We start from the raw sequence: 22,133 nt of genomic DNA, 5'->3' as shown, positions 1-22,133 counted from the left end.
CATCACAGGCTCGCGAGGAAGTCGACGATCGCCTGGTTGGTGGCCTCGGGCGCGGACAGGTGCGGGCAGTGCCCGGTGGCCTCGAGAGTGACCAGGGCCGAGCCGGGAATCGCCTGGTGCACGAAGGCTCCGACCTCACGGGGGGCGATCACGTCCTGGGTGCATTCCAGCACCAGCGTCGGCACGCTCACGCCCTTGAGGTCGTCCCTGGAATCCGACAGGAACGTGGTCCGGGCGAAGACGCGCGCCATGTCCGGGTCGGTGGTGCAGAAGCTGTTCCTGAGCTCGTCGCCCAGCTCGGGCCGATCGGCGTTGCCCATGATCACCGGGGCCATGGCCGCCGACCAGCCGAGGTAGTTCGCCTCCAGCGACGCCAGCAGTTCGTCGATGTCCTCTGCGCTGAACCCGCCTCGGTACCCCTCGTCGTCGATGTACCGCGGGGACGGGGCCACCATCACCAGCGCGCCGATCCGCTCGGGAGCCAGCCCGGCCGCCAGTACGCCGATCATCGCGCTGACCGAGTGCCCCACGAACACCGCGTCGCGCAGTTCGAGGGCCTCGCACACCTCGACGACGTCCCTGGCGTACCCGTCCAGAGAGGCGTACCGCTCCTCCGAGAACGCGGACGCGTCCGAGCGGCCCGAACCCACGTGGTCGAACAGCACCACGCGGTAGTCGTCGACCAGGGCGGGCACCGTCAGCCGCCACATGTTCTGGTCACAGCCGAAGCCGTGTGCCAGCACCACCGTCGGTCCCTGCGGGTTGCCGGTGACGGTCACGTGGTTTCTGCTCGCGATGTCCATACCCGCCAGTCTCTCAAGTCGCATCCGCCCGTCCTGACACCCCCTCCGCCGGTCGTCTCAGGACCCCGCGCGGGCTCGTGCGTGGCCGCCCGCCAGGGCCCGGAGCAGGCGGTTGCGGCCGCCGTTGGGCACGGTCCACAGCGGGTGGCCCCGTACCGCCCAGGACTGCAGGAGGGCGTTGGCGGCGAGGAAGCCGCTGGTGGCGGCGCGTTCCATCAGGGCGACCGGGAGGTCCGTGCGCACCAGGTCGCCTGCCAGCACCAGGCCGGGCTGGGGGGTGCGCACGCCGGGGCGGTCCCGGGATCCACCGACGGGGAACAGGGGGCAGTCCTGGCGCCATTCGTGCCGGGCGTCGAGGACGCGCGCGTCGCGGGTCTCGGGGTAGACGGTCCGCAGCTGTGCGATCAGGTGCCGGGCCTCCGCGTCGGGGTCGGCGTTCTCCGGCAGCGCGTAACCGTGGAGTTCGACCACGGAACCGCCGGTGCGGGCGGACCGTCGTGCGGCCTCCTGCTCCCAGCGTTCCAGGACGCTGACGTTGTCCAGCGAGCCGTACCCGGCCGTGCCCAGGAACCCGGGCCGGTCGGCGTCGACGGGGCGGTCCAGCCAGAGTCTGGAGACGAGGAAGGGCGGGGCGGTGCGCAGTCTGCCGACCCGTTCACGCCAGGCCGCGTCGGCCAGCCGGGGCGAGCGGCCGACCAGGGAGCGCAGGCCGCCGGTGTCGAGGGCGAGGACGACGGTGTCGTACGGCCCCTCCTCGCGGTCCGTGGCGACGGTGAAGGCGCCGTCCGTGGTGGGCGAGACGTTCTCGACGGAGGTCGACAGGCGCAGGTCGACGCCGTGGCGGGTCAGGTGTTTGGCGAGGGGGTCCCACAGGGCTGTCGGGAAGGGGTCGTCGGGCACGTCGAAGAGAAGCCCCTCGGAACTCCCGAGGAAGTAGATGTGGAACATCAGGACCATCTCGGCGGCCGAGAGGTGGCGGGGGTCGGCGAAGAAGCTGCGGGAGAAGACCTCGAAGGCCAGGTGACGTGCGGCCGGAGGGAAGCGCAGGGACTCGAGGAAGTCGTGCGCGCTGACACCGTCCAGTCGGTCGTAGACGTCCGGGACGCGGACGTCCAGCAGGGGAAGGGCCGCGGCCGGGCGCATGCGCACCAGGTCCCGCCAGCGGAAGGAGGGGCTCAGCGCGACGAAGCCCAGTGCGCTCAGCGGTGGCGTGCGCGGCACTCCGCGGAAGCTGTCGTGCAGTCCCTCGCGGTGCCGCAGCGGGTAGTCGGGGAGGCCGGTGAGGCGCCCCGGAGGGGAATCGGTACGGCTCAGCAGGCTGCGCAGGTTGTAGTACTGGCGGAAGAAGGCGTGGAAGCCGCGGCTCATGGTCGCGGTGGTGCCGTCCGACAGGGCGGTGCTCCAGCCGCCCACGCGGCCTCCGAGGTAGGCCTCGCGTTCGTAGAGCGTCACGTCGACGCCGCGCTCGGCGAGCGCGGTGGCGGCGGCGAGCCCGGCGATGCCGCCACCGACGACGGCGGTGCTGCGCGCCCGCCCGCCGACCCGGGTCGCTCCGGGCGGCGGAGGCAGGAGCACGGCGTGGCGGTCCCGGCCGGGGGCCGCCGCCGCGGCGGTCACTGTCCGCTCCCGGCGGGCCACGGCCGACGCGGGCAGGAGGACGGCGTGGTGGTCCCGGCAGGCGCTGCCGTCGTCGCAGTCACTGTCCGCTCCCGACGGGTCGGGTGGCGCGGTGGGCCACGGCCGTGTGGGTGATGCCGGTCTGCCGGCCCACGAAGGTCGGTCCGGACGGCGTGGGCAGGAGCCCGGCATGCCGGTCCTGGCCGGAGCTCACCATGACAGCAGTCACTGTCTGCTTCCGGCGGGCCACGGCCGTGCAGGTCATGCCGGCCTGCCCACCCCTCTCCCCAGGCGGCGCGGGCAGGAAGGCGGTATGCCGGTCCCGGCCGGTACCCCCCGTCGTCGCCGTGACCGTCCGCTCCCGGCGAGCCGCGGCCGTGCACCTCATGCCGGTCCGCCCACTGACGCCGCTCTCCCCGGGCGGCCCAGGCAAGAGAACGGCACGCCGACCCCGGCTGGGACTCCCCGTTGTCGCGGTCACCGTCCAACCCTGCCGGGCCGGGCGCCGCGGTGGGCCACGATCGTGTGGGTGATGCCGGTCTGCCAGCCGGGCAGGGGGAGGGCGCGTACATGGTCGAACCCGCGGCTCCGGACGCGGTCCGTGAAGCGGTCGACGGTGTCGAAGTCGACGACGCTGCGCCAGAGATGGCGGTACAGGTCGCCGTCGCCGAGGGCGGTGGCGACGGGCAGTACCAGGCCGCGGCACACGGCGCTCCAGACGGCACGGTCGAGCGGGCGCCCGCTGAGGGTGTACTCGTGCACGGCGAGCCGGCCGTGCGGGGCGAGCAGGTCGTGGACGGCGTCCAGCACGGCGTCGGGGTCGGCGACGTTGCGGAAGAGGTAGGCGGCGAACACCGCGTCGAAGGGCCCGTCCACGCCCGCCTCGGCGAGGGCCTCCGCCGGGGCGCACACGAACCTGACCCTGCCCTGCCACGACTTGGCCATGGCACGGTCCAGCATCCCGGCGGAGGCGTCCACGGCCGTGATCTCGGCGCCGGGCAGCACCCGGGCGAGCGCGGCGGTGGACGCGCCGGTCCCGCAGCCGAGGTCCAGGACGCGCAGCCCGGCGCCCGGGTGGGGCAGGCCGAGCCGGCGCGCCGAGCGGCGCAGATGGCCGTGATAGCCGGGGTTGGCGGCCACGAGTGTGTCGTAACTGTGCGCCGCACGGTCGAATGCGGCGGCCAGGTCCGCGTCACGCAGCACGGTCACGCTGCCTCCTGGTACGGGTCGTAGGGAAGTCGGGGATCGCGGGCCGCACCGCGGGTCAGGGTCCGGGGAAGGGGCGCCGGGGAAGCCGGGGCACTTGCGCGGCGGCGCGCAGCATGGGCAGGACGGGGGTGCGCAGACCAATGGCGAGTTCTTCGTGGGGGCGGGTTCCGCCGTCCAGGAAGCGCAGGAGCCGGGTCATGGGGATCCTCGTGAACAGCCGCGCGAAGAAGTCCGCGCCGTCCACCAGGCCGCTGTCGAGGGCGTGCAGCAAAACCGCGTCCATGGCGCGGGCGCGGGACGAGTGGGGCGAGGGGGGCACGGGCCGCCGGCCTTGGCGCAGGGCTGCCGCGACGGCCGCGGTCTGGCGCTGCACGCCGGCGAAGGTGTAGCCGGTGGCGGGCCGGGTGGCTCCGCCGGCCGCCCCGATACGGAAGACCGACGCGCCCGTCTGCCGGGCGAACCTGGCGTCGGTCATCGGGATGACCCCGGTCTCGGTGGCGGTCACCTCGAAGTCGTCCAGGCCGAGCACGGTGGCGGTGTAGTGGTGGAGCGCCTTGTCGTACGCGTCCGGGGAGAGGACGGTCGGCGAGAACTCCGTGTACTCCACCAGGGCCTGGTCCGGGCGGGTGGGCAGGACGTAGCCGAAGGAGAGGCCCTTGGTGGGCCGGGGCGTGCGCAGGTCCATGAACTCCACGCGGGCCGGGTCGAAGACAGGACGGCCGGTGCGGACGAACCAGCCGTGGAAGTGCTGGAGCAGCGTCGTACGGGCCGCGGGCAGACTGCCCAGCGGCCGGGAGTCGAACACCCAGCGGGCCCGGACCGACTCGCGGTGCCCGTCCGCCGTGCGGGCGTCGATCCGCGCCCCCCGCGGGAGTCCTTCGACGCTCTCGACGGTCGCCTCGATGCGCCGGACCTGTCCGCTCCGGTCGAGGTCGTGCTCGATCAGGGACTCGAAGTGGTCCGAATGGATCATCTTGTAGCGCAGGGGCGAGATGTCGTGCTCGATCGGCTCCCCCGTGGGCCGGTGCACGCGCAGGCGCTGCCACGACCGGGTGACCGCGGCGTCGTAGGGTCCGCGGCCGCTCTCCCAGAAGCACCACGTGCGCCGGGGCGGACGCAACGGTCCGGGCGGGGCGTCCACGAGGACGACGGACGGGCGCCGCACACCGGGGGCGGGGCGGGAGAGGCGGTGGGCCAGGGACAGCCCCGCGGCCCCCGCTCCGATGATGGCGACGTCCGCCTCGTGCATGTCCGGGTCACTCCCTCCGCGCCTTCGCCGTGCCCTGCGGCGACACTCCGGTCGCAGTACCCGTCCGGATGCGGATGTCACCTGCTCGGTGCCGCGGGTGGCGCCGGTCGCGATGACGATGTGCATCGGTTCCGCGTTGCTCACGCGGCGCACTCGACCAGATCGTCCTGGCGGAGCCGGCCGGCGAGGCGGCGCAGGCCCCGGCGCGCGTGGCTCTTGACCGTGCCCAGCGGCCAGCCGGTGAGTTCGGCGATCTGGGTCTGGGTGAGGTCGTCGTAGAAGGCGAGGTTGAGCACCCGGCGCTGCGGTGCCGGAAGCTGAGACATCTCGTCGGCGAGCAGGACACGGTCGAGGGCGGCCTCCGGCAGCGCGGCCTCGTCCTCGGCCCGCAGGAGCAACTGGGCGCCCGCGGCGGCGACGAGTTCGTTGCGCCGGGTGCGGGCGGCGAGCGCGTCGGCGATCTTCCGGCGGGCGATGCCCGTGAGCCAGCCGGGCAGGGTGCCGCGGTCCGGGGTGAATCCGGCGCGGCCCCGCCACGCGGCGAGGAACACCAGCTGGGTGATGTCCTCCGCTTCCCTCGCGTCCCCGAGGGAGCGCCTGGCGAGGGCGTGCACGAGCGGACCCCACCGATGGTGAACGGCCGTGAGGCAGGCCTCGTCCCCCTTGAGGAACCCGGCCACGAGATCCCTGTCGTCGATGTCTCCGCCGGTTCGCGGTGCGGTCGTCATCGTCACTCCTCCGCTGAGCCTGGTGGTCGCCGAGAGCGACCGCAGCCCTTCCACCGTGCGGATTCCACGCAGGGGTGGCAACTTGCATCGACTTCGCATCGAATTGACCCAGGAGGGGTGGGACACGCACCCGCGGGATCCATTCCTCACCGTGCCGCCCCGCATCCGTCTCCGCCACCCGAGGCGAACCGGTCATGACGACACCAGTTCTGATCACGAGGACCTCGACGAGGGGAACCGGCATGAGCTCCACCGTGGCAAAGGACCACCGCGCGGACCGGAGTCCGTGCGCGCACCCGACCGCCGAGCAGGTCTCCCCCGCTCCCGCCCGCCGGGCGGCCGAGGGGACGGACCACGGCCGGGGCGACCATCAACGCGCCTCCCCGCCGGGCACCCGTTCGGCGTACGGCGACGATCCGCGCGCCGTGGACGCGGACGTGACCCACGCCGTGCGCACCGTGCTCGGCGACCTGCTCGACCAGCACCTGGCCGCGGCCGAGACCGTCGACCCGCTCTTCGCCGAGGACCTGGCCGCACGGGTCGCCGGCTTCACGCGGGGCGGCGGCGGCCTCGGCCGCTCCCGCTTCGTGTGGTGGGCGCTGCGGGCCTGCGGCGGCGCCGAGCCCTGGCGAACGCACGCCGCGCTGCGGATCGGAGCCGCCCTGGAGCTCATCCAGACCTGTGCCCTGGTCCATGACGACGTGATGGACGGGGCGCTACTGCGCCGCGGACGGCCGTCGTTGCACGTCGACGTGGCGGCCCAGTACGCGGGTGCGTGCGACCCGCGGCGCGGCGGGCACCTCGGGGAGGCCGCCGCGATCCTCGCCGGTGACCTGGCCCTGGCCTGGGCGGACGACGTGGTGGCGGACACCGAGATGCCACGTCCCACCGCGCGGCGGGTCCGGGACCTGTGGAGTGCCCTGCGCACGGAGATGGTGGCCGGGCAGTACCTGGACGTGCAGGGTGCGGCCACCTCGGCGCGTTCTCCGGCCCGGGCGATCCGCGCCGCCCGCCTCAAGAGCGCCCGGTACTCCGTGGAACGGCCGCTCGCGCTGGGGGCGGTGCTGGCCGACGCCGGGCCGGCCGCCATCCGGGCCCTGTGCTCGGCGGGCGGCTGCGTCGGGCTGGCCTTCCAGCTGCGCGACGACCTCCTCGACGCCTTCGGGGACCCGCGCGACACCGGCAAGCCCGCGGGCGGCGACATCCGCGGCGGCAAACCCACCTACCTCGCCGCCGTCGCACAGGCGCGGGCGGACGCCTCGGGCGACCTACGCGCCCAGGACCTGTTGCGCGACACACTCGGCCGTACGGACGCCTCCGACGCCGAAGTCGCCGCGGTGCGCGAGGTGTTCGTGTCCACCGGCGCGCGCGACACCGTGGAGGAGAAGATCCACCGGCTGGTGGTCCAGGGACTGCGCCACCTGGACACGGCGGCCCTCGAACCCGAGCCCACAAGGCAGTTGCGCATGCTGCTGCGCTCCGCGAGCGGCGTGGCCTCCGACGCCGCTCCCGTCTCCCGGGCCGTACCGACCGCCGACGAGGGGGCCGGCCGATGACCCGTACCGTTCCCGGGCGCACCGATCATGTGGTGGTCGTCGGCGCCGGCCTGTCCGGACTGGCGGCCGCCCTGCACCTGCTCGGCGCCGGACGCCGGGTGACCGTGGTGGAGCGCGAGGCGTCTCCCGGCGGACGTGCCGGGCGGACGGTCCGCGGCGGCTACCACCTCGACACCGGGCCCACGGTCCTGACCATGCCCCACCTGGCGGACGAGGCGTTCGCCGCCGTGGGTGACAGCCTGGACGCCCGGGTCGAGCTGGTGCCGCTGCACCCGGCCTACCGGGCGCGGTTCGCCGACGGCAGCTCCCTGGACGTCCACACCGGCGCCGAGGCGATGGAGGCGGAGATCGAGCGCTTCGCCGGGGCCCACGAGGCGGCCGGATACCGTCGGCTGCGCGCCTGGCTGGAGCGGCTCTACCGGGTGCAGATGCGGCGCTTCATCGACGCCGCCTTCGACTCACCCCTGCAGCTTTTCCATCCCGACCTCGCCCGCCTGGCCGCCCTCGGCGGGTTCGGGCGTCTGGACGCGCGCATCGGACGGTTCCTGCACGACGAGCGGCTGCGGCGCGTCTTCTCCTTCCAGTCCCTGTACGCGGGTGTGGCACCGGAACGTGCCCTGGCCGCGTACGCCGTCATCGCGTACATGGACACGGTGGCGGGCGTCTGGTTCCCGCGCGGCGGCATGCACGCCCTGCCCCGGGCGATGGCGGACGCCGCCGCGGACGCGGGGGCCGACCTGCGCTTCGGGCAGCCGGTCACGCGCCTGGAACGCTCCGGGGAACGGATCACGGCCGTGGTCACCGACGCCGGCCGGATCGCCTGCGACGCCGTCGTCCTCACCCCCGACCTGCCCGTCACCTACCGGCTGCTGGGCCGCGCCCCGAGGCGGCCGCTGGGTCTGCGGTTCTCGCCGTCCGCCGTGATCCTGCACGTCGGCACCGACCGCACCTGGCCCGGGCTGGCCCACCACACCCTCTCGTTCGGCGCGGCATGGCGGCGGACGTTCCGCGAACTCACCGAGAGCGGCCGCCTGATGAGCGACCCGTCCCTCCTCATCACGCGCCCCACCGCCACCGATCCGGGCCTCGCCCCGCCCGGACGTCACCTGCACTACATCCTCGCCCCCTGCCCGAACACCTCCCTCGGCCCGGACGCGGCCGCCTGGGGCGAACTGGGCCCGCGCTACCGCGACAGCCTGCTCACGGAACTGGAGCGGCGCGGCCTGGACGGTCTCGCCGCCGCCGTCGAGGAGGAGTGCCTGGTCACTCCGGCCGACTGGCAGGCCCAGGGACATGCGGCCGGCTCGCCCTTCTCCGCCGCCCACACCTTCGCGCAGACCGGGCCGTTCCGGCCGCGCAACCTGGTGCGCGGCACGGTCAACGCCGTGCTCGCCGGCTGCGGCACCACCCCCGGCGTCGGCGTGCCGACCGTCCTGCTGTCGGGCAAGCTCGCCGCGGCCCGCATCACCGGCGGGGCCCGGCCCCGCGTAGCTGCACATGCATCCCGGGAACGGAGGCCGGTGTGACCGACCGTGAACTCGACGCGGCCGGCGTCACCGATCCGGCGCTGCGGCAGGCGTACACCCGGTGCCGGCGGCTGAACGCCCGGCACGGAAAGACGTACTTCCTCGCCACCCGACTCCTCCCGGTGGCCCGCCGCCCGGCCGTGCACGCCCTGTACGGGTTCGCCCGCTGGGCCGACGACATCGTCGACACGCTCGACGGTACGACCACCACCGCCGAGCGGGCCGAACAACTGACCCTGCTCCAGCACCAGTTGGAGGCGGGACTGCGCACCGGCGACAGCGCCGAACCGGTCGTCCGCGCCCTGGCCGACACCGCGCTGCGCTACGCCATCGACCACCGCCACTTCATCGACTTCATGACCGCGATGCGCGCCGACCTCGACATCACGGGCTATGCCACCTACGCCGACCTGCGCACGTACACCTACGGTTCGGCGGAGGTGATCGGCCTGCAGATGCTGCCGGTGCTCGGCACGGTCGTCCCGCGCGAGGAGGCCGCACCGCACGCGGCGGCCCTGGGTGTGGCGTTCCAGCTGACCAACTTCCTGCGGGACGTGGGCGAGGACCTCGACCGCGGCCGTGTCTATCTGCCCGCCGACCTGCTGGCCGCACACGGCGTCGACCGGCGGTTGCTGCGCTGGAGCCGGGACACCGGACGCCCCGACCGCCGGATCACCGCGGCCCTGCGGGAGTTCGAGCGGCTGACGCGCGCGCTCTACCGTGAGGCCGCCCCGGGGCTGGCCATGCTCGACCCGGTCTCGCGCCCGTGCATCCGCACCGCGTTCGTCCTGTACGGCGCGATCCTGGACGCGGTCGCCGCCGACGGGTACCGCTCGGTGCAGCGCCGAGCCGTGGTCCCGGGACATCGCCGTGCCGTCGTGGCCCTCGACGGCCTGGTCCGGGTGGGCGCGGCACGGCTGCTACACGGGACGGCCGACGACCGGGCAGCCCCCTCGCCGGGCCCGGTCACTGACACGTCATCACCCCTGCGGAGGATCGCATGAAGCCGTGGCGACCTGCGGGCCGTGCCCGCTACCCGCTTTCCCTGCGGCACCGCCCGGTGCGGTGGGACAAGCAGCGACCGACATGGCGGCAGGCCCGGCCCGCTCTGATCGCCGAGGCGCTGAAACGGGCCCAGGCCCGCCCGTCCGGCAATTGGTACGTCGTCGGTGCGAGCCGGGACGTTCGCGCCGACCGGTCACTGTCCGCGACGGTGGCGGGGCAGGAACTGGTGGTGTGGCGCACCGCCGACGGGCGGCCGGTGGCGGGCCCCGGCAGCTGCCCGCACCTGGGAGCACCGCTCGCCGAGAGTCCGGTGCGCTGCGGGACACTCGTCTGCCACTGGCACGGACTGGCTCTGGACGGCGGGCCGTTCGCCGGCTGGGAGCCGCTGCCCGTGCACGACGACGGCGTGCTGATGTGGGTCCGCCTGGACCAGGTGGGCGGTGAACCGCCGACACCGGCACCGGTCGTCCCGCCCCGGCCGCAGTTGTCGCGCTCCGTCGCCGCCGTCTGCACCGGGGTGGGGATCTGCGAGCCGGAGGACGTGGTGGCGAACCGGCTGGACCCCTGGCACGGGGCCTGGTTCCACCCGTACTCCTTCGTCGACCTGACCGTCGTCGGCACTCCCGACGCGGAACCCGACGCGGAGCCCGACGCGGAGGGGGCGGGCGAGGACGGGTTCACCGTGGACGTCTCCTTCAAGGTCGCCGGGCGGTTCGTCGTACCGGTGCGGGCCGTCTTCACCACGCCCGGACCGCGGACGGTGCTCATGCGCATCACCGAGGGCGAGGGCCGGGGCTCCGTGGTCGAGACGCACGCGACCCCGCTCGGTCCGGACGAGCTGGGCCGGCCGCGCACTGCCGTCGTCGAGGCGGTCGTGGCCTCCTCCGCGCGTCCCGGCTTCGCCGCGGCCCGCGCTGCGGCCCCCGTGGTGCGCCGCCTGATGGCGGCGGGGGCGGCGCGGCTGTGGCGCGACGACCTGGCCTACGCCGAACGCCGCTGGCTGCTGCGGTCCACGGGACGCTTCCCCGGCTGACCGACCCCCCGGACGCGCAGGACCGGGTGGCGCGGTTCAGTGGATCGGGGCGGCGACGGCGTCGGGGTGATCGGTGAGGTAGTCCACGAGCACCGACCGGAAGCTCGGGTCAGGGACGAGTCCCAGTGCGGCGGCGCGACGGTGGTCGAAGACGGCCGGCCATGAGCCGACGATCGCCTCGACCGCCGGGTCGGGAGCGAGGGTGACCCGGTCGGCGACCGTGTCACCCGCCACCTCTCGGAGGGTAGCGAGCATGTCGGCGACCGAGACGGTCAGGCCGGGCAGATTGACCGGCAGCGGGCCCTCCAGACGGCCCGGCCCGGTGCCGCGTTCGGCCTCGGCGACACGGAGGATTCCCGCCAGGGTGCGCCGGGGTGAGGACAGGGCCACTTCCAGAGCGGGATCGACCGGGCAGACAGCGGGCAGGCCCGCGAGCGGTTCGCGGACGATGCCGGACAGGAAGCCGGAGGCGGCCGCGTTGGGCTTTCCCGGACGTACCGCCACCGTCATCAGCCGGGCGACCCGCCCGTCGACGAAGCCGCGTCGGGTGCAGTCCGCGATCAGCTGCTCGCACATCAGCTTCTGGGTGCCGTAACTCGACCGCGGGACCGCCGGCGTCGTCTCGCTGACCGCCGTCGGCAGCGGCACGGCCGGGTCGGAGCCGTAGACGGCGACACTGCCGGCGAACAGCATCCGCACCACCGGCCCGCCCGACCCGGACTGCGCCCGCGCCGCCTCCAGCAGTGCGCGCGTGACGTCCACGTTGGCGCGCATCCCGAGGTCGAAGTCGGCCTCGCACTCGGCCGACACCGCGGCGGCGAGATGGAAGAGCACGTCCACCGGCTCGGCGAAGACCGCGTCCAGGTGCTCGAGCAGTTCCCCGTGCACCACCTGGACCGGCGTCCCCGCACCGTGCGGCTCGTCGGGCGGCGCCACGCGGTCGACCAGCACCAGACGGCTGATCGGCGCACCGTCGAAGGCCCCCGCCCGCAGCAAGGCGTCGGCCAGCAGTCGCCCGAGGAACCCGGACGCACCCGTCACGACGATTCTCATCTGTTCGTCTCCTCCGGAGGCGGCCTTGTCCCATCGGGTCGTACGGCGTGACCGAGGGCGACCCCGGCCGATCCTCCACGTGATATCAGGGCAGAACACGCAAGCCAGGACGCCGTTGCGTGCCCAACTCGTGAAAGATTGACGGCGGTTGTGAAGTGGGACAAGAATGCGCTCGCTCGCTGTGACTGAAGTGAGCAAGGTGACACGAGTGGCTCCGCCACGGCTTGCATTTCCCACTCTCCGCCTGCCGCGCCTGCTCGCGTCCGCCACCTCCCACATTCTCGAACCGCTAGGGCATATCTTGACGCGCCTCTCACGCTCCAGAACGTCGGCCGCCATTGCCGCAACCGCCTTCATCGCCACGGCCACTCCCCTGTTCGGGGCCGCCACCGCCAGCGCCACCCCCGCGGGCGGCTGCCAGACGGCCACGGTCCAGTACCGTCTCGTCGACTCCGCCGGAAAGCCGGTCGATGCCGACTGGACCTCTCAGGGCGGCTTCCACCAGTGGTCCGCCGCCCCCGGCACCGTCGAGGTCCGGCTGGCGCCGGGGCAGACCGTCGGCGAGGGCTGCAAGTACCCGGTCTCGCTGGCCGAATACACCACCGAGGGCCCCAACTGGTACACCTCCGGTCTCCAGACACTCGTCGACCACGCCGCGGTCTACCTCAGCGCCAAGGACCTTCCCGGCGCCGACGAGGCCAAGCAGACCTGGCAGAAGCTCACGGTCAAGACCCCGGACTGCTACGGGCAGATCGACCTGTACGGCGACGACGTCATCTACGACGGCGGGTCGGGAGAGGGTCACGGACCCGCGCCGTACCAGCCTGACAACGTCGTCACGCCGTACCACCTGATCGCCGCGTGGAACGGCGGCGACAAGTCGTGCACCCCCGACCAGCCGAACTCCCCCACGCCCCCGTCCACGCCGGACAGCCCGAGCAGCCCGCCCGCCGGCCAGCCGCCCGCGGACGAGACCACTCCCCCGGCCACGCCCACGACCCCGCCCCCCACCTCCAGCACTCCGCCCACCACCCCGGACGTCCCTCCGATGGAGTCGACGCCGCCCACCGGCCCGGCGCCCTCGCCCAGCGAGAGCACCCCGCCGCTGGCCGAGACCGGCTCCAGCGCGCCGGTCGGCCTGATAGCCGGCGGCGCGGCCGCGGTGATCGCCCTCGGTGCCGCCGCTCTCTACGGCACCCGCCGCGCACGGCGTTCCTGACCAGGACCGCCGCTGACACCGCCACGCGGTGAGGCACCCGGCGGTTTCGCCCCGGGCACCGGACACCGACCACCCGGTCGGCCAAGGGCCCGGGGCGAGACCGTCGTCGCGGCGCAACGGGCGGGCGAACGGTCACGGGGAGCCAGGCCCTCGCCGCGGCCTCGTGCCGGTTCAGTGCTCGCGACGTGCGCCGCGGTCGGCCAGGCCGCCGGCACCGAGGGGTCCCGTGTACTCGAGGGACTGTTCGGCCTCCAGGCGGGGCAGCGCGCGGCGCGAAACGCGCAGCACCAGGGGCGGCAGGGCCGCCCGCACCGGTTGGGTCAGGCGCAGCCAGGCCGGGGCGTACAGCGCCGTACGGCGCCGCTCCAGGCCCCGGACCAGGCGGGCGGCGACCATTTCGACGGGATACACGCGGCGGGCAGGCGCGGGCATGCGGACGCGCAGTTCCCGCAGGACGGCGTGCCGGTCGGCGTCGCGGATCATGTCGGTGTCCGTCCAGTTCAGGTAGCCGATGCCCACGCCGACGCCCCGGTGCGCCACCTCTGCCCGCAGGGCGTGCGCGAAGGCCTCGGCCCCCGCCTTGGAGGCGCAGTACGCGCTCATCAGCGGGGCCGCGCCGATCGACGCGAGCGAGGCGATCTGGAGGAAGTACCCCGCCGTCTCGAGAAGGTCCGGCAAGAACGCCCGGGCCGTGTGGGCACTGCCGGTGAGATTGACGTCGACGACGCGGCTCCAGGCACCCGGCGGCGAGGTGAGGAACGGGCCGCCTTCGGCCACGCCCGCGTTGGCCACCACCGCCGAGGGGGGTCCGAGGCGGCCCCGCACGGTACCGGCCGCGGCGGCCAGCGCGTCCGGGTCGGTGACGTCGACCTCGACGGCCAGGGCCGGTCCCGGCAGGGACGCGGCCACCGCTTCCAGGAGGGCCTTCTCGTGGCCCAGCAGCGCCACCCGGGCCCCGCGCCGGGCGAACTCCCGGGCCAGGGCCGCCCCCAGGCCGCGGGCGGCTCCGGTGACGACCACCGTCCGGCCGTCGAGCGGACTGCTTCGCACGGACCGGCCCTCCTTTCGTGGAGCGGGCACGTTGTCAGCCGCGTCCCCGCTCCGGGAACGCCCGGGCTCAGCTCTCGCGGACCGGCGGGCGCGCGGCGTGGTCGGGGTGACCGGGAGTGCGGCGCTCCTCCTTCATCTCCGCCTCGTACAAGTGGTCACGGCCGCGCGCGAGTTCCTGCACCGCGCTCGTCTCCAGCTGCTGGAAGGGCCGGTAGTAGGTGGCGTTGTAGGCCTCGACGATCTGGAACGTCCAGTGGCCGGGGATGACATTGCGCCCGAGGATCTCCGAACGGACCTTCGCGGCCCATTCGGGGTGACCTGCCTCATCCAACAGCCGTACGGCACGGTCGAGTTGCAGGTCGGCGGTGCCGGTCAGCTGGTGGAAGTCGTACAGTCGGCCCCGGGCCCGCTCGGTCGTCTCCAGTGCCTTGGACAGCGCTCCGAGAGCCTCGACGGTCCTGTCGTCGGCCCCCGCGGGGCGCCGATGGTCGCGGTCGGGGCCGCCGAGGGCCTCCTCGTGTGCGTTCACTGGTCCTCCTCGACAGATACGGCCGCCCCGGCGGGCGGCGCCATGGGTCAGCGTCTGCTTCCGGTGCGGTCGCGGCGCGTCAGGAGTCGTTGGGCGCGGGCGAGCCCGGGGGGCCGTTGTCGGTGCAGGGCCGCCCGCGCGGCGTTGGCGCCCGGCGCACCGTGCACGCCGCCGCCCGGGTGGGCGCCGGAGGAGGCCAGGAAGAGCCCGGGGACCGAGGTCTCCGGGCGGCCGGTGCCGGGCACGGGGCGGAAGACGAGCTGCTGGTGGAGGGCGGTGGTGCCGCCGTTGATGGCGCCGCCGCTCAGGTTGGCGTCCAGGGCCTGGAGGGTCGGGGGCGCCAGGATGCGGCGGCCCCGGATCAGGGCGCGGAACCCGGGCGCGAACCGTTCCACCTGCTGTTCGACCCGGTCGGCCATGAGCTCCTGGTCCTTGGTGTCCCAGTCGCCGGTGATGCCCTCGTCCGCGGCGTCGGCCCCGATCTCGTGGGGGACGTGGGTGTAGGCCCAGGCAGATTCCGTGCCCTGCGGGGAGCGGGTGGCGTCGGCGGTGGTCATCTGCCCGAACAGCAGGAAGGGGCGGTCAGGGACCTGTCGCATGGCCAGCTGCGCGGCGAAGCGCGTGAGTTCGTCCACGCCGTCGGCGAGGTGGACCGTACCGGCCCGGGACGCCTGCTCGGCCCGCCAGGGCACCGGGCCGTCGAGCGCCCAGTCGACCTTGAACGTGGCGAAGTCCCACTGGAACCGGCGCAGGTCCTCCAGGAGCTGCGAGGGCAGGTGCTCGGGGGCGACAAGGCTCCCGTACAGCGCGGGTACCGACACGTCCGCCAGCACCGCCCGGCGGGCCGGTACCGCGTCGCCGGCCGCCGTGCGGACGCCGACGGCCCGGCCGCCGCGGACGACGACCTCCTCGACGCGCTGCCCGCAGCGCACCTGCCCGCCCCGGGCCCGCAGCCGGCGGGCCAGGGCCTGCGTCAGGGCGCCGGAGCCGCCGACGGGGACGGGGAAGCCGTACGTCTGCCCCAGCATGGCCATCAGCCAGCCGAAGCCGCCGCTGCCCGCCGATTCCGGGGCGAGGTCGGCGTGCAGGGCGTTTCCCGCCAGCAGGAGCCGGCCGCCCTGCCCGCGGAACTCCTCCTCCCCCAGCCGCCGTACCGGAAGGACCAGGGTCCGGGCCATCCGCAGCCCGCCCGCGGCCCGCAGCCGCCACGCCAGGCGGGCCGAGGCGCGGACCGGCGGGAAGGGGGTGAACAGGGCGTCCAGGAGATCGGGGCCCAGTCTCAGCCACACGTCGTGCAGCCGCCGCCAAGCGTCCCCGTCGCCTGGCGCGAAGGCGTCGAGGGACCGGGCGGTGGTGTCGAGATCACGGTCCAGAAGGGCGCAGCTGCCGTCGGTGAGGGGATGCGCGAGCACACTCGGCGCGTTGCTCCACCGCAGTCCGTGGTCCTCCAGGCGCAGTGCGTCCAGGACCGGGGAGGCGGCCGCGAGCGGGTAGAAGGAGCTGAAGAGATCGTTGACGAAGGCGGGGTCGACCCCGTGGTCGTGGCGCACCGCGCCGCCCGGTTCCGGCTGCTCCTCCAGGACGTCGACGCTCCAGCCGGCGTCCGCCAGCACGTTGGCGGCCACCAGACCGTTGGGTCCCGCGCCGATCACCACGGCGTCAGGCATGGCCTGCTCCCTCCACGCCCGGTACCGCCGAAGGGACGGGTGCCAGGTGCGGGGCGTCGGAGGCCCGGCTCTCGCACAGCCTGGCCAGTCGGGCGAGCATGGTGCGGTGGCGCAACTGGATCAGCGCGTCGAAGCCGACGTTGTGCAGCCGGCCGCCGGCTCCCTGCAAGGGGTGTTCGTCCACGATGACCAGGCAGTGTTCGCCCCACGGCCGCAGTTCAATGGCGATGCGGGCCGTGCCCAGCACGCCGGCGTGGGCTTCCAGCTCCAGAGCGACGCCTTCCTCGCAGAGGCGTACGACCGTCTCGTTCTCCAGTCGCAACGGGCCGAGCCGGACCTGGAAACGGATCGCGGCGTCCTTGTGCGGCCACTGCCCCCGGACCGGCTCGGACCGCGCGGTCCCCACCACCCACTCGGCGTAGCGGTGACCGTCGGCGAGGACGTCCCACACGGCACTGGGACTGACTCGGATCAGACGATGGCGACGAGCCACGGGCACCTCCAGGACTGTGCGTACAGAGAACTTCTGTCGTGATCCCCCGGCCGGATGCACCGGTTCCGGCCCGGCCTTCCCGGTCCACGCTGCCGCGCGGTCACCGTTGGTCTCGCGTCATGTCCGGGCCTCCCGTAGGGTCACGGTGCCGCCAGGCAGAAGGGCCCTGCGGCCGGGTCGCAGGTCGACCGATGAGGAGTGCCCATGTCCGGAGAGTTCAAAGCGGTGGTGGAGATCGACCGGCCGGTCGAGGAGGTTTTCGCCTACCTCGCCGACGGGCGCAACGATCCTCAGTTCAGTCCCCGGGTCCTCCGGATCGAGAGGGTCCCGGACACCCCGACCGCCGTGGGCACGGTCTTCCGGAGCACCGTCAAGGACGCCGGCATGAAGACCGCCCGGGAGTTCCGCATCACCGAACTCGAAGCGCCGGTGAGGCTCCGCTGGGCCGAGGTGTCCAAGAACAGCGTGACGGTGCGCGAGGGTGGCTACGACCTGGAGCCCCTGGCCGACGGCAGGACTCGCGTCCGTATCTTCAACGTCCTGGAAGGGCACGGTCTGGGCAGACTGCTGGTCGGACTGGCGCTGGCCGCGGCCCGCAAGGACGCCCCCGCCTTCGGCACCCGGATCAGGACGGCCGCCGAGAAGGCGATCGTTCCCGACTGACTTTCGCGGGGGCCGCGACGACTCAGCGGAGGGTTTCCTCGTCGGTGACGGTGCCGTGGCGCTTCTGTGCCGGGACGACGGTCAGGAGGCCGGCCGTCTCCAGATGGGCGCGCGCGGCCTTGATCGCCTCCGGTGTGGTGGCGTACTCCCTGCCTCCTGGGCGGAGCAGGTCGAGTGCGCCCACCGAGTCCAGGACCTGTCGCTGACCGGGCCGGATACCGGAGGCCAGGACCACGATGTCGCGGCGGTTGAGCTTCTCCACGGCGTCCTTGAGGACCAGGGCCCCGGTGGCGTCCATGGTCGTGACCCGGGACATCCGAAGAACGACCACCCGGACGTCGGCGAGCTCGCTCAGCTCCAGCAGGAAGCGGTGCGCGGCGGCGAAGAAGAGCGGCCCGTCGAGACGGTAGGCGACGATGTGCTCGGCCAGCAGAGCGTGCTCCTCGGCGCTGTGGTCGCCCCGGTCCAGTGGCACCTGGTCGAGGCGGGCCTGTCCGGACACGGCGCGCAGCGCGAGGGCGCCCGCCACTGCCAGACCGATGACGACCGCGTGCACGAGGTCGAGGGCGAGGGTGGCGACCGCCGTCAGGACGAGGATCAGCGCGTCGGAGCGGGTCGCCCTGGCCATGGCTCGGAGCGAGCCGACCTCGACCATGCGGATCGCGGTGGCCATCAGCACGCCCGCCAGCGCGGCCAGCGGGATCCTCGACACCAGCGGCGCGGCGGCGAAGACGATCACGGCGAGGATCGCGGCATGGGTGAGGGCGGCGAGCCGGGAGCCCGCTCCGCTGCGCACGTTGACCGCCGTCCGGGCGATCGCGCCGGTGGCCGGTACGCCGCCGAAGAGCGGGGCGGCGATGTTGGCCAGTCCTTGTCCGAACAGCTCCCGGTCGGGATCGTGCTTCTGTCCGACCGTCATGCCGTCGGCGACCGACGCGGACAGCAGCGACTCCAGTGCGCCCAGCGCCGCCACCGCCACGGCCGAGGGCAGCAGCGCACCCAGCGAGCCCAGGTCGAGGAAGGACAGGGAAGGTGCGGGCAGACCGGACGGGAGGCCGCCGATCGGCTTCGCCGCGTCCAGGTGGAGGACCTGGGCCACGGCGGTCGCCGCGAGCACGGCCAGGATCGAGAACGGGACGGTGGGCCGCCACCGGGCGCCGGCCAGCATCACCGCGGCGACCGCCACGGCCAGGGCGACGGCGGTCCCGTTCGGGTGGCGGGCGAACTCGGCCAGCGCCTGTCCCGCGGCCACCACGGTGTTCTCGGCGTCCGGTGCGGCCACGCCGAGCGCGTTCGGCACCTGTTGCAGGCCGATCACGCAGGCGATGCCCAGTGTGAAGCCCTCGACGACCGGCGCGGGCATGTACTGCATGTACTTCCCGGCGCGTGCCAACGCCAGCGCGACGATCATCAGTCCGGCCAGGAGCCCGACGCCGAGGACGCCCGTCGGCCCGTACCGGTGGGCGATCGGCACCAGGACCACCGTCATGGCCCCGGTCGGCCCGGACACCTGGAGATTCGAGCCGCCGAAGACCGCGGCGAGGGCGCCCGCCACGACGGCGGTGGCGAGGCCCGCCTCGGCTCCCAGCCCGGAGGAGACGCCGAAACCGAGCGCCAGCGGCAGCGCGACGACGGCGACCGTCAGCCCCGCGAGCAGGTCACGCCGGGGGTCGCGCCGCATCTGCGTCAGGTCGTCACGCCTGGGGAGGAGCTCGGTGAGCCGTACGAGGGCCGTTCTCATGGCGCGGTGACCTCGGCTTCCCTAGCTGCCCGCGAACACGACCGACACAGCATCCAACGAATTGCAATATTTCGCAATTCATGTATTCGCTTGTTCGACAGGTTGGCAATCACCGACGGGCGGGCGAGGAGGCCGAGCGCGGCGACGGCCCGCACGAGGGGGTCGGCGTCGGGGCCGCCGAGGGCCCGGCCGCGGACATGGGCCGCTTGCCGCACGCCGCCGACCTGGTGTCCAGCGCTCTCGGCCCGCTCACGGCGGCGCAGCGGTGATCGGTGCCCGGTTTGCTCGACTGGCCCGGCAAGGCCCCGTGAGGTGGGTCGCCGTCGCGGAGCGCGGCGCGGCTACGACCGCGGCTTCGCCTCACCCTGCGCGGCCCGCAGGTCGGCGAGGAGTTCGGCTTGGCCGGCCAGCACGCCGGAGAGAATGGTGCGGGCCACCCGGAGGAGCTCGGCGAGGTGCGGGCTGGTCAGCGAGTAGTACACGGCGGAGCCCTCCTTGCGCGTGACCACGAGGTTCGCGCGGCGCAGGACGGCCAGCTGCTGGGACAGGTGGGCGGGCTCGATGCCCACCTCGGGCAGCATCTCGGCGACCGCGTGCTCGCGCTCGCTCAGCAGTTCAAGAACGCGGATACGGGCCGGATGACCGAGGGTCTTGAAGAACTCGGCCTTCAGTTGGTACAGCGGCGTGCTCATGCTGCCGTCCCCTCCCCGGCGCGGGCGCGCGGCCGCGCCGGCGACCCATTCGTCAAGAACATGCGGACCATCCTCGCGTGCGATCGCGGTCCGGCCGAACCGCACCGGGGAACGGGCCGCCGTATCCGGCCGCGACGACCTTATGAATTGCTGATATTAGCAAGTGGGCGTCACGTGCAGCGGGCAGCGGGCAGCCGCGATCCGTCCCGCTGTCCAAGCCGTCCGCGCACCCGGCATCGGACGGCAGGACCCGAGAAGAGAGACGCTGGGCCGGGCGAGGCCGGCCCGGGACGTCCTAATGCGGCTCGTCGAGCAACGTGAGCCGGACCGTGACGCACTTGCCGACCGGCTCCCGGCGCACCTCGATTCCCTGGACGACCGCCAACACGATCTCCAGACCGTGCTGACCCACCCGCCCCACGTCGGCGGCGCGAGCCAGCGGAAGGGTCGGGTCGGTGTCCCAGACCTCGATCTCCAGCATGCCGTCGGCGATACGCAGGTGCAGCAACACCGGCCCGGGCGCGTATTTCAGCGCGTTGGTGACCAGTTCGCTGACCACCAGCTGCCCCAGGTCCATGGTGCGGGCCGACACCGGCAGCCCGTACTCCCCCTGCACCCGCGTCAGGAACTTCGACGTCTGGGCCCGGGCGTCGGCGATACAGCCATCCGCTCCGTCCAGGGCCACGGTCACCTCGGCAGGTGCGGCTTCCGGCATCCGCGAACACTCCTCAGGCAGGACCCGCACCCTGCCGACCATCTCCAGTACCCCGTTCATGAGCGCGCGGATACCCCGTGATGCGCGCCTTACGCCTGTGCCGTGCTTTTCCTGTGCTGCCGACGAACTGAAGGGCCGTCTCATGCATCGTGCGAGGACTTCCGGGGCAGCGGTGGCACCAAGGACGTGACAGCCCCCATCGAGTGCGCAGAGGACGCAAGTGGCAGAGAACCGGGAAGCAGCGGGTCACGGCACATTGTCCGTGGTCCGGACCGACACCGACGGCATCACCGTGCTCGGCCTCGACGGAGAGATCGACCACCAGAGCGTGGGCGGCCTGACGCATGCCCTGGCTCGGGCGGACGCCGCCGTGGGTCAGCGGGTCGTCATCGATCTGAGCCGGGTCACGTTCATGGACTCCAGCGGCGTCAATGCCCTGATCGCCGCTTTCCAGGCCGCCGGGGCCGCGGGGGGATGGCTGCGGCTCGTGGTGGTGCGGGGCGCTGTGCTGCGCACCCTGCAGCTCGTGGGACTGGACAGCGTCATCCCCTTTCACGAGACCCTGGAGGACGCCCTCGCGTCACCTCGGCCGGGCTCGTGAAAATGAAACCGAGTACCCAGGGTCAAGCCCCTCATGCCACCTTCATGAGGTCTTTTTTCGCCATGTCACAACCCTCCCGCCAACCTTTTGTCGCTGCTCCGGACCTGGGTTAATCTTCGACGGATTTCTCATCGGGCAGCCCCGTGGGGTGCGGGATTGTCGCTGGTGAGCGGGCCCTTCAAGAGCCCGGCACGGTTCCGAGTCCCCGGTGCGGGGGCTCTTGGGGAGCGGAACGAGGGTGCGCATGACCAGCACGTCGACGGAGGCCCGGGAAGAGGCCCCGGGCGAGCAGGAGCTACGGCAGTTGCTGGCCGGGCTGACCGCTGTACGCGACGGTGACTTCGGCACCCGGCTGCCGTCCGACGGAGAGGGCCTGCTGGGCGACATCGCCACGGTCTTCAACGGCATGGTCGACCAGCTGTCCGTGTTCACGTCGGAGGTCACCCGGGTAGCCCGCGAGGTGGGCACCGAGGGCACGCTGGGCGGCCAGGCGGAGGTGCCGGGGGTCTCCGGCACCTGGGCGGACCTGACCGACTCGGTCAACGCGATGGCGGGCAATCTGACCACCCAGGTCCGTGACATCGCCCAGGTGGCGACGGCGGTGGCCAAGGGCGACCTGTCCCAGAAGATCGACGTCCCCGCGCGCGGGGAGATCCTTCAGCTGAAGGAGACCGTCAACACGATGGTCGACCAGCTGTCCGCCTTCGCCGACGAGGTCACCCGCGTCGCCCGAGAAGTCGGCAGCGAGGGGCGCCTCGGCGGACAGGCGCAGGTGCCCGGGGTGGGCGGCGTCTGGCGCGACCTCACCGATTCGGTCAACTTCATGGCGGGAAACCTCACCTCCCAGGTCCGCAACGTCGCCCAGGTGACGACGGCGGTGGCGCAGGGAGACCTCTCCCAGAAGATCACCGTCGACGCCCGCGGCGAGATCCTCGAACTCAAGAACACCATCAACACGATGGTCGACCAGCTCTCCGCCTTCGC

Annotated in this window: 23 protein-coding genes; 9 read left to right on the top strand and 14 right to left on the bottom strand. The window is 73.3% G+C overall.

From position 1 onward, the window contains the following. Nucleotides 1-2: 2 nt before the first annotated feature. The 6 genes from H293_RS0123175 to H293_RS0123150 all read right to left on the bottom strand — a co-directional run bounded on the left by H293_RS0123175 (nt 3) and on the right by H293_RS0123150 (nt 5,606). Entirely contained in the window at nt 3-803 is an 801-nt protein-coding gene (locus H293_RS0123175; RefSeq protein ID WP_020120229.1) for an alpha/beta fold hydrolase, read from the bottom strand. Nucleotides 804-860: 57 nt separating this feature from the next. After that, nucleotides 861-2,420 (bottom strand): FAD-dependent oxidoreductase, encoded by a 1,560-nt coding sequence (locus H293_RS0123170; protein ID WP_020120228.1) that lies wholly within the window; start codon nt 2,418-2,420, stop codon nt 861-863. Nucleotides 2,421-2,499: 79 nt separating this feature from the next. After that, nucleotides 2,500-2,685 (bottom strand): hypothetical protein, encoded by a 186-nt coding sequence (locus tag H293_RS58460; protein ID WP_158694430.1) that lies wholly within the window; start codon nt 2,683-2,685, stop codon nt 2,500-2,502. 212 nt (nt 2,686-2,897) lie between these two features. After that, complete coding sequence (locus tag H293_RS0123160; protein ID WP_020120226.1) at nt 2,898-3,629, bottom strand: methyltransferase domain-containing protein; 732 nt, start codon at nt 3,627-3,629, stop codon at nt 2,898-2,900. 55 nt (nt 3,630-3,684) lie between these two features. Next, a complete protein-coding gene (locus tag H293_RS0123155; RefSeq protein ID WP_028808111.1) occupies nt 3,685-4,878 on the bottom strand; it encodes a lycopene cyclase family protein in 1,194 nt (397 codons plus the stop codon). Nucleotides 4,879-5,018: 140 nt separating this feature from the next. After that, the gene (locus H293_RS0123150) at nt 5,019-5,606 is read right to left on the bottom strand and encodes an RNA polymerase sigma factor (protein ID WP_020120224.1); all 588 of its coding nucleotides are present in this window, start codon (nt 5,604-5,606) and stop codon (nt 5,019-5,021) included. Nucleotides 5,607-5,848: 242 nt separating this feature from the next. Here H293_RS0123150 and H293_RS0123145 point away from each other — a divergent pair, with 242 nt between their 5' ends. Genes H293_RS0123145 through H293_RS0123130 form a run of 4 tightly spaced genes read left to right on the top strand, consistent with a single transcriptional unit; the run spans nt 5,849 to nt 10,726 of the window. Beyond that, entirely contained in the window at nt 5,849-7,162 is a 1,314-nt protein-coding gene (locus tag H293_RS0123145) for a polyprenyl synthetase family protein (RefSeq protein ID WP_020120223.1), read from the top strand. Next, nucleotides 7,159-8,688 (top strand): phytoene desaturase family protein, encoded by a 1,530-nt coding sequence (gene crtI, locus H293_RS0123140; RefSeq protein WP_020120222.1) that lies wholly within the window; start codon nt 7,159-7,161, stop codon nt 8,686-8,688. The genes H293_RS0123145 and crtI overlap by 4 nt, the downstream gene beginning before the upstream one ends. After that, on the top strand, nt 8,685-9,692 hold the full coding sequence (locus H293_RS0123135; RefSeq protein ID WP_020120221.1) for a phytoene/squalene synthase family protein: 1,008 nt from the start codon (nt 8,685-8,687) through the stop codon (nt 9,690-9,692). Before crtI ends, H293_RS0123135 begins: the two co-directional genes overlap by 4 nt. Further along, complete coding sequence (locus tag H293_RS0123130; protein WP_020120220.1) at nt 9,689-10,726, top strand: DUF5914 domain-containing protein; 1,038 nt, start codon at nt 9,689-9,691, stop codon at nt 10,724-10,726. Before H293_RS0123135 ends, H293_RS0123130 begins: the two co-directional genes overlap by 4 nt. A gap of 36 nt (nt 10,727-10,762) precedes the next feature. Here H293_RS0123130 and denD read toward each other — a convergent pair whose 3' ends face one another. Then, entirely contained in the window at nt 10,763-11,779 is a 1,017-nt protein-coding gene (gene denD / locus H293_RS0123125) for a D-erythronate dehydrogenase (RefSeq protein ID WP_020120219.1), read from the bottom strand. 301 nt (nt 11,780-12,080) lie between these two features. Here denD and H293_RS0123120 point away from each other — a divergent pair, with 301 nt between their 5' ends. After that, nucleotides 12,081-12,998: a hypothetical protein gene (locus H293_RS0123120; protein WP_020120218.1), complete on the top strand. Its 918-nt coding sequence runs from the start codon at nt 12,081-12,083 to the stop codon at nt 12,996-12,998. A gap of 171 nt (nt 12,999-13,169) precedes the next feature. Here H293_RS0123120 and H293_RS0123115 read toward each other — a convergent pair whose 3' ends face one another. From H293_RS0123115 to H293_RS0123100, 4 genes are all read right to left on the bottom strand, one after another. Then, the gene (locus H293_RS0123115) at nt 13,170-14,048 is read right to left on the bottom strand and encodes an SDR family oxidoreductase (RefSeq protein WP_020120217.1); all 879 of its coding nucleotides are present in this window, start codon (nt 14,046-14,048) and stop codon (nt 13,170-13,172) included. 67 nt (nt 14,049-14,115) lie between these two features. Then, the gene (locus H293_RS0123110; RefSeq protein ID WP_020120216.1) at nt 14,116-14,577 is read right to left on the bottom strand and encodes a hypothetical protein; all 462 of its coding nucleotides are present in this window, start codon (nt 14,575-14,577) and stop codon (nt 14,116-14,118) included. A gap of 47 nt (nt 14,578-14,624) precedes the next feature. Next, the gene (locus H293_RS0123105; protein ID WP_020120215.1) at nt 14,625-16,244 is read right to left on the bottom strand and encodes a phytoene desaturase family protein; all 1,620 of its coding nucleotides are present in this window, start codon (nt 16,242-16,244) and stop codon (nt 14,625-14,627) included. Beyond that, a complete protein-coding gene (locus H293_RS0123100; RefSeq protein WP_033415601.1) occupies nt 16,237-16,737 on the bottom strand; it encodes an SRPBCC family protein in 501 nt (166 codons plus the stop codon). The genes H293_RS0123105 and H293_RS0123100 overlap by 8 nt, the downstream gene beginning before the upstream one ends. A 204-nt stretch (nt 16,738-16,941) precedes the next feature. Between H293_RS0123100 and H293_RS0123095 the strand changes: the two genes are divergently transcribed. Next, nucleotides 16,942-17,400, top strand: coding sequence for an SRPBCC family protein (locus H293_RS0123095; protein ID WP_020120213.1), 459 nt, complete (start codon nt 16,942-16,944; stop codon nt 17,398-17,400). A 22-nt stretch (nt 17,401-17,422) separates the two neighbouring features. Here H293_RS0123095 and H293_RS0123090 read toward each other — a convergent pair whose 3' ends face one another. Then, complete coding sequence (locus tag H293_RS0123090; RefSeq protein ID WP_020120212.1) at nt 17,423-19,141, bottom strand: SulP family inorganic anion transporter; 1,719 nt, start codon at nt 19,139-19,141, stop codon at nt 17,423-17,425. A gap of 80 nt (nt 19,142-19,221) precedes the next feature. On the opposite strand from H293_RS0123090, the gene H293_RS58455 reads away from it, so the two are divergent. Beyond that, nucleotides 19,222-19,410, top strand: a complete 189-nt coding sequence (locus H293_RS58455; protein ID WP_020120211.1) for a hypothetical protein — start codon at nt 19,222-19,224, stop codon at nt 19,408-19,410. A 72-nt stretch (nt 19,411-19,482) separates the two neighbouring features. Here the strand turns inward: H293_RS58455 and H293_RS0123080 are convergent, their stop codons facing one another. Further along, nucleotides 19,483-19,833 (bottom strand): ArsR/SmtB family transcription factor, encoded by a 351-nt coding sequence (locus H293_RS0123080; protein WP_028808108.1) that lies wholly within the window; start codon nt 19,831-19,833, stop codon nt 19,483-19,485. Between the two features lie 295 nt (nt 19,834-20,128). Next, nucleotides 20,129-20,608 carry an ATP-binding protein gene (locus H293_RS0123075; protein WP_020120209.1) on the bottom strand — a complete coding sequence of 160 codons (480 nt, stop codon included), beginning with the start codon at nt 20,606-20,608 and terminating at the stop codon, nt 20,129-20,131. A gap of 160 nt (nt 20,609-20,768) precedes the next feature. Here H293_RS0123075 and H293_RS0123070 point away from each other — a divergent pair, with 160 nt between their 5' ends. Then, nucleotides 20,769-21,149 carry an STAS domain-containing protein gene (locus H293_RS0123070; protein WP_028808107.1) on the top strand — a complete coding sequence of 127 codons (381 nt, stop codon included), beginning with the start codon at nt 20,769-20,771 and terminating at the stop codon, nt 21,147-21,149. Between the two features lie 244 nt (nt 21,150-21,393). After that, a partial coding sequence (locus tag H293_RS49865) for a HAMP domain-containing protein (RefSeq protein WP_033415599.1) occupies nt 21,394-22,133 on the top strand: 740 nt, incomplete at its 3' end.

This window comes from Streptomyces canus 299MFChir4.1 (assembly GCF_000383615.1).
GTDB lineage: Bacteria > Actinomycetota > Actinomycetes > Streptomycetales > Streptomycetaceae > Streptomyces > Streptomyces canus_C.
The sequence above is the reverse complement of the archived record's forward strand: the minus strand, read 5'-3'. Positions and strand labels throughout refer to the sequence as shown.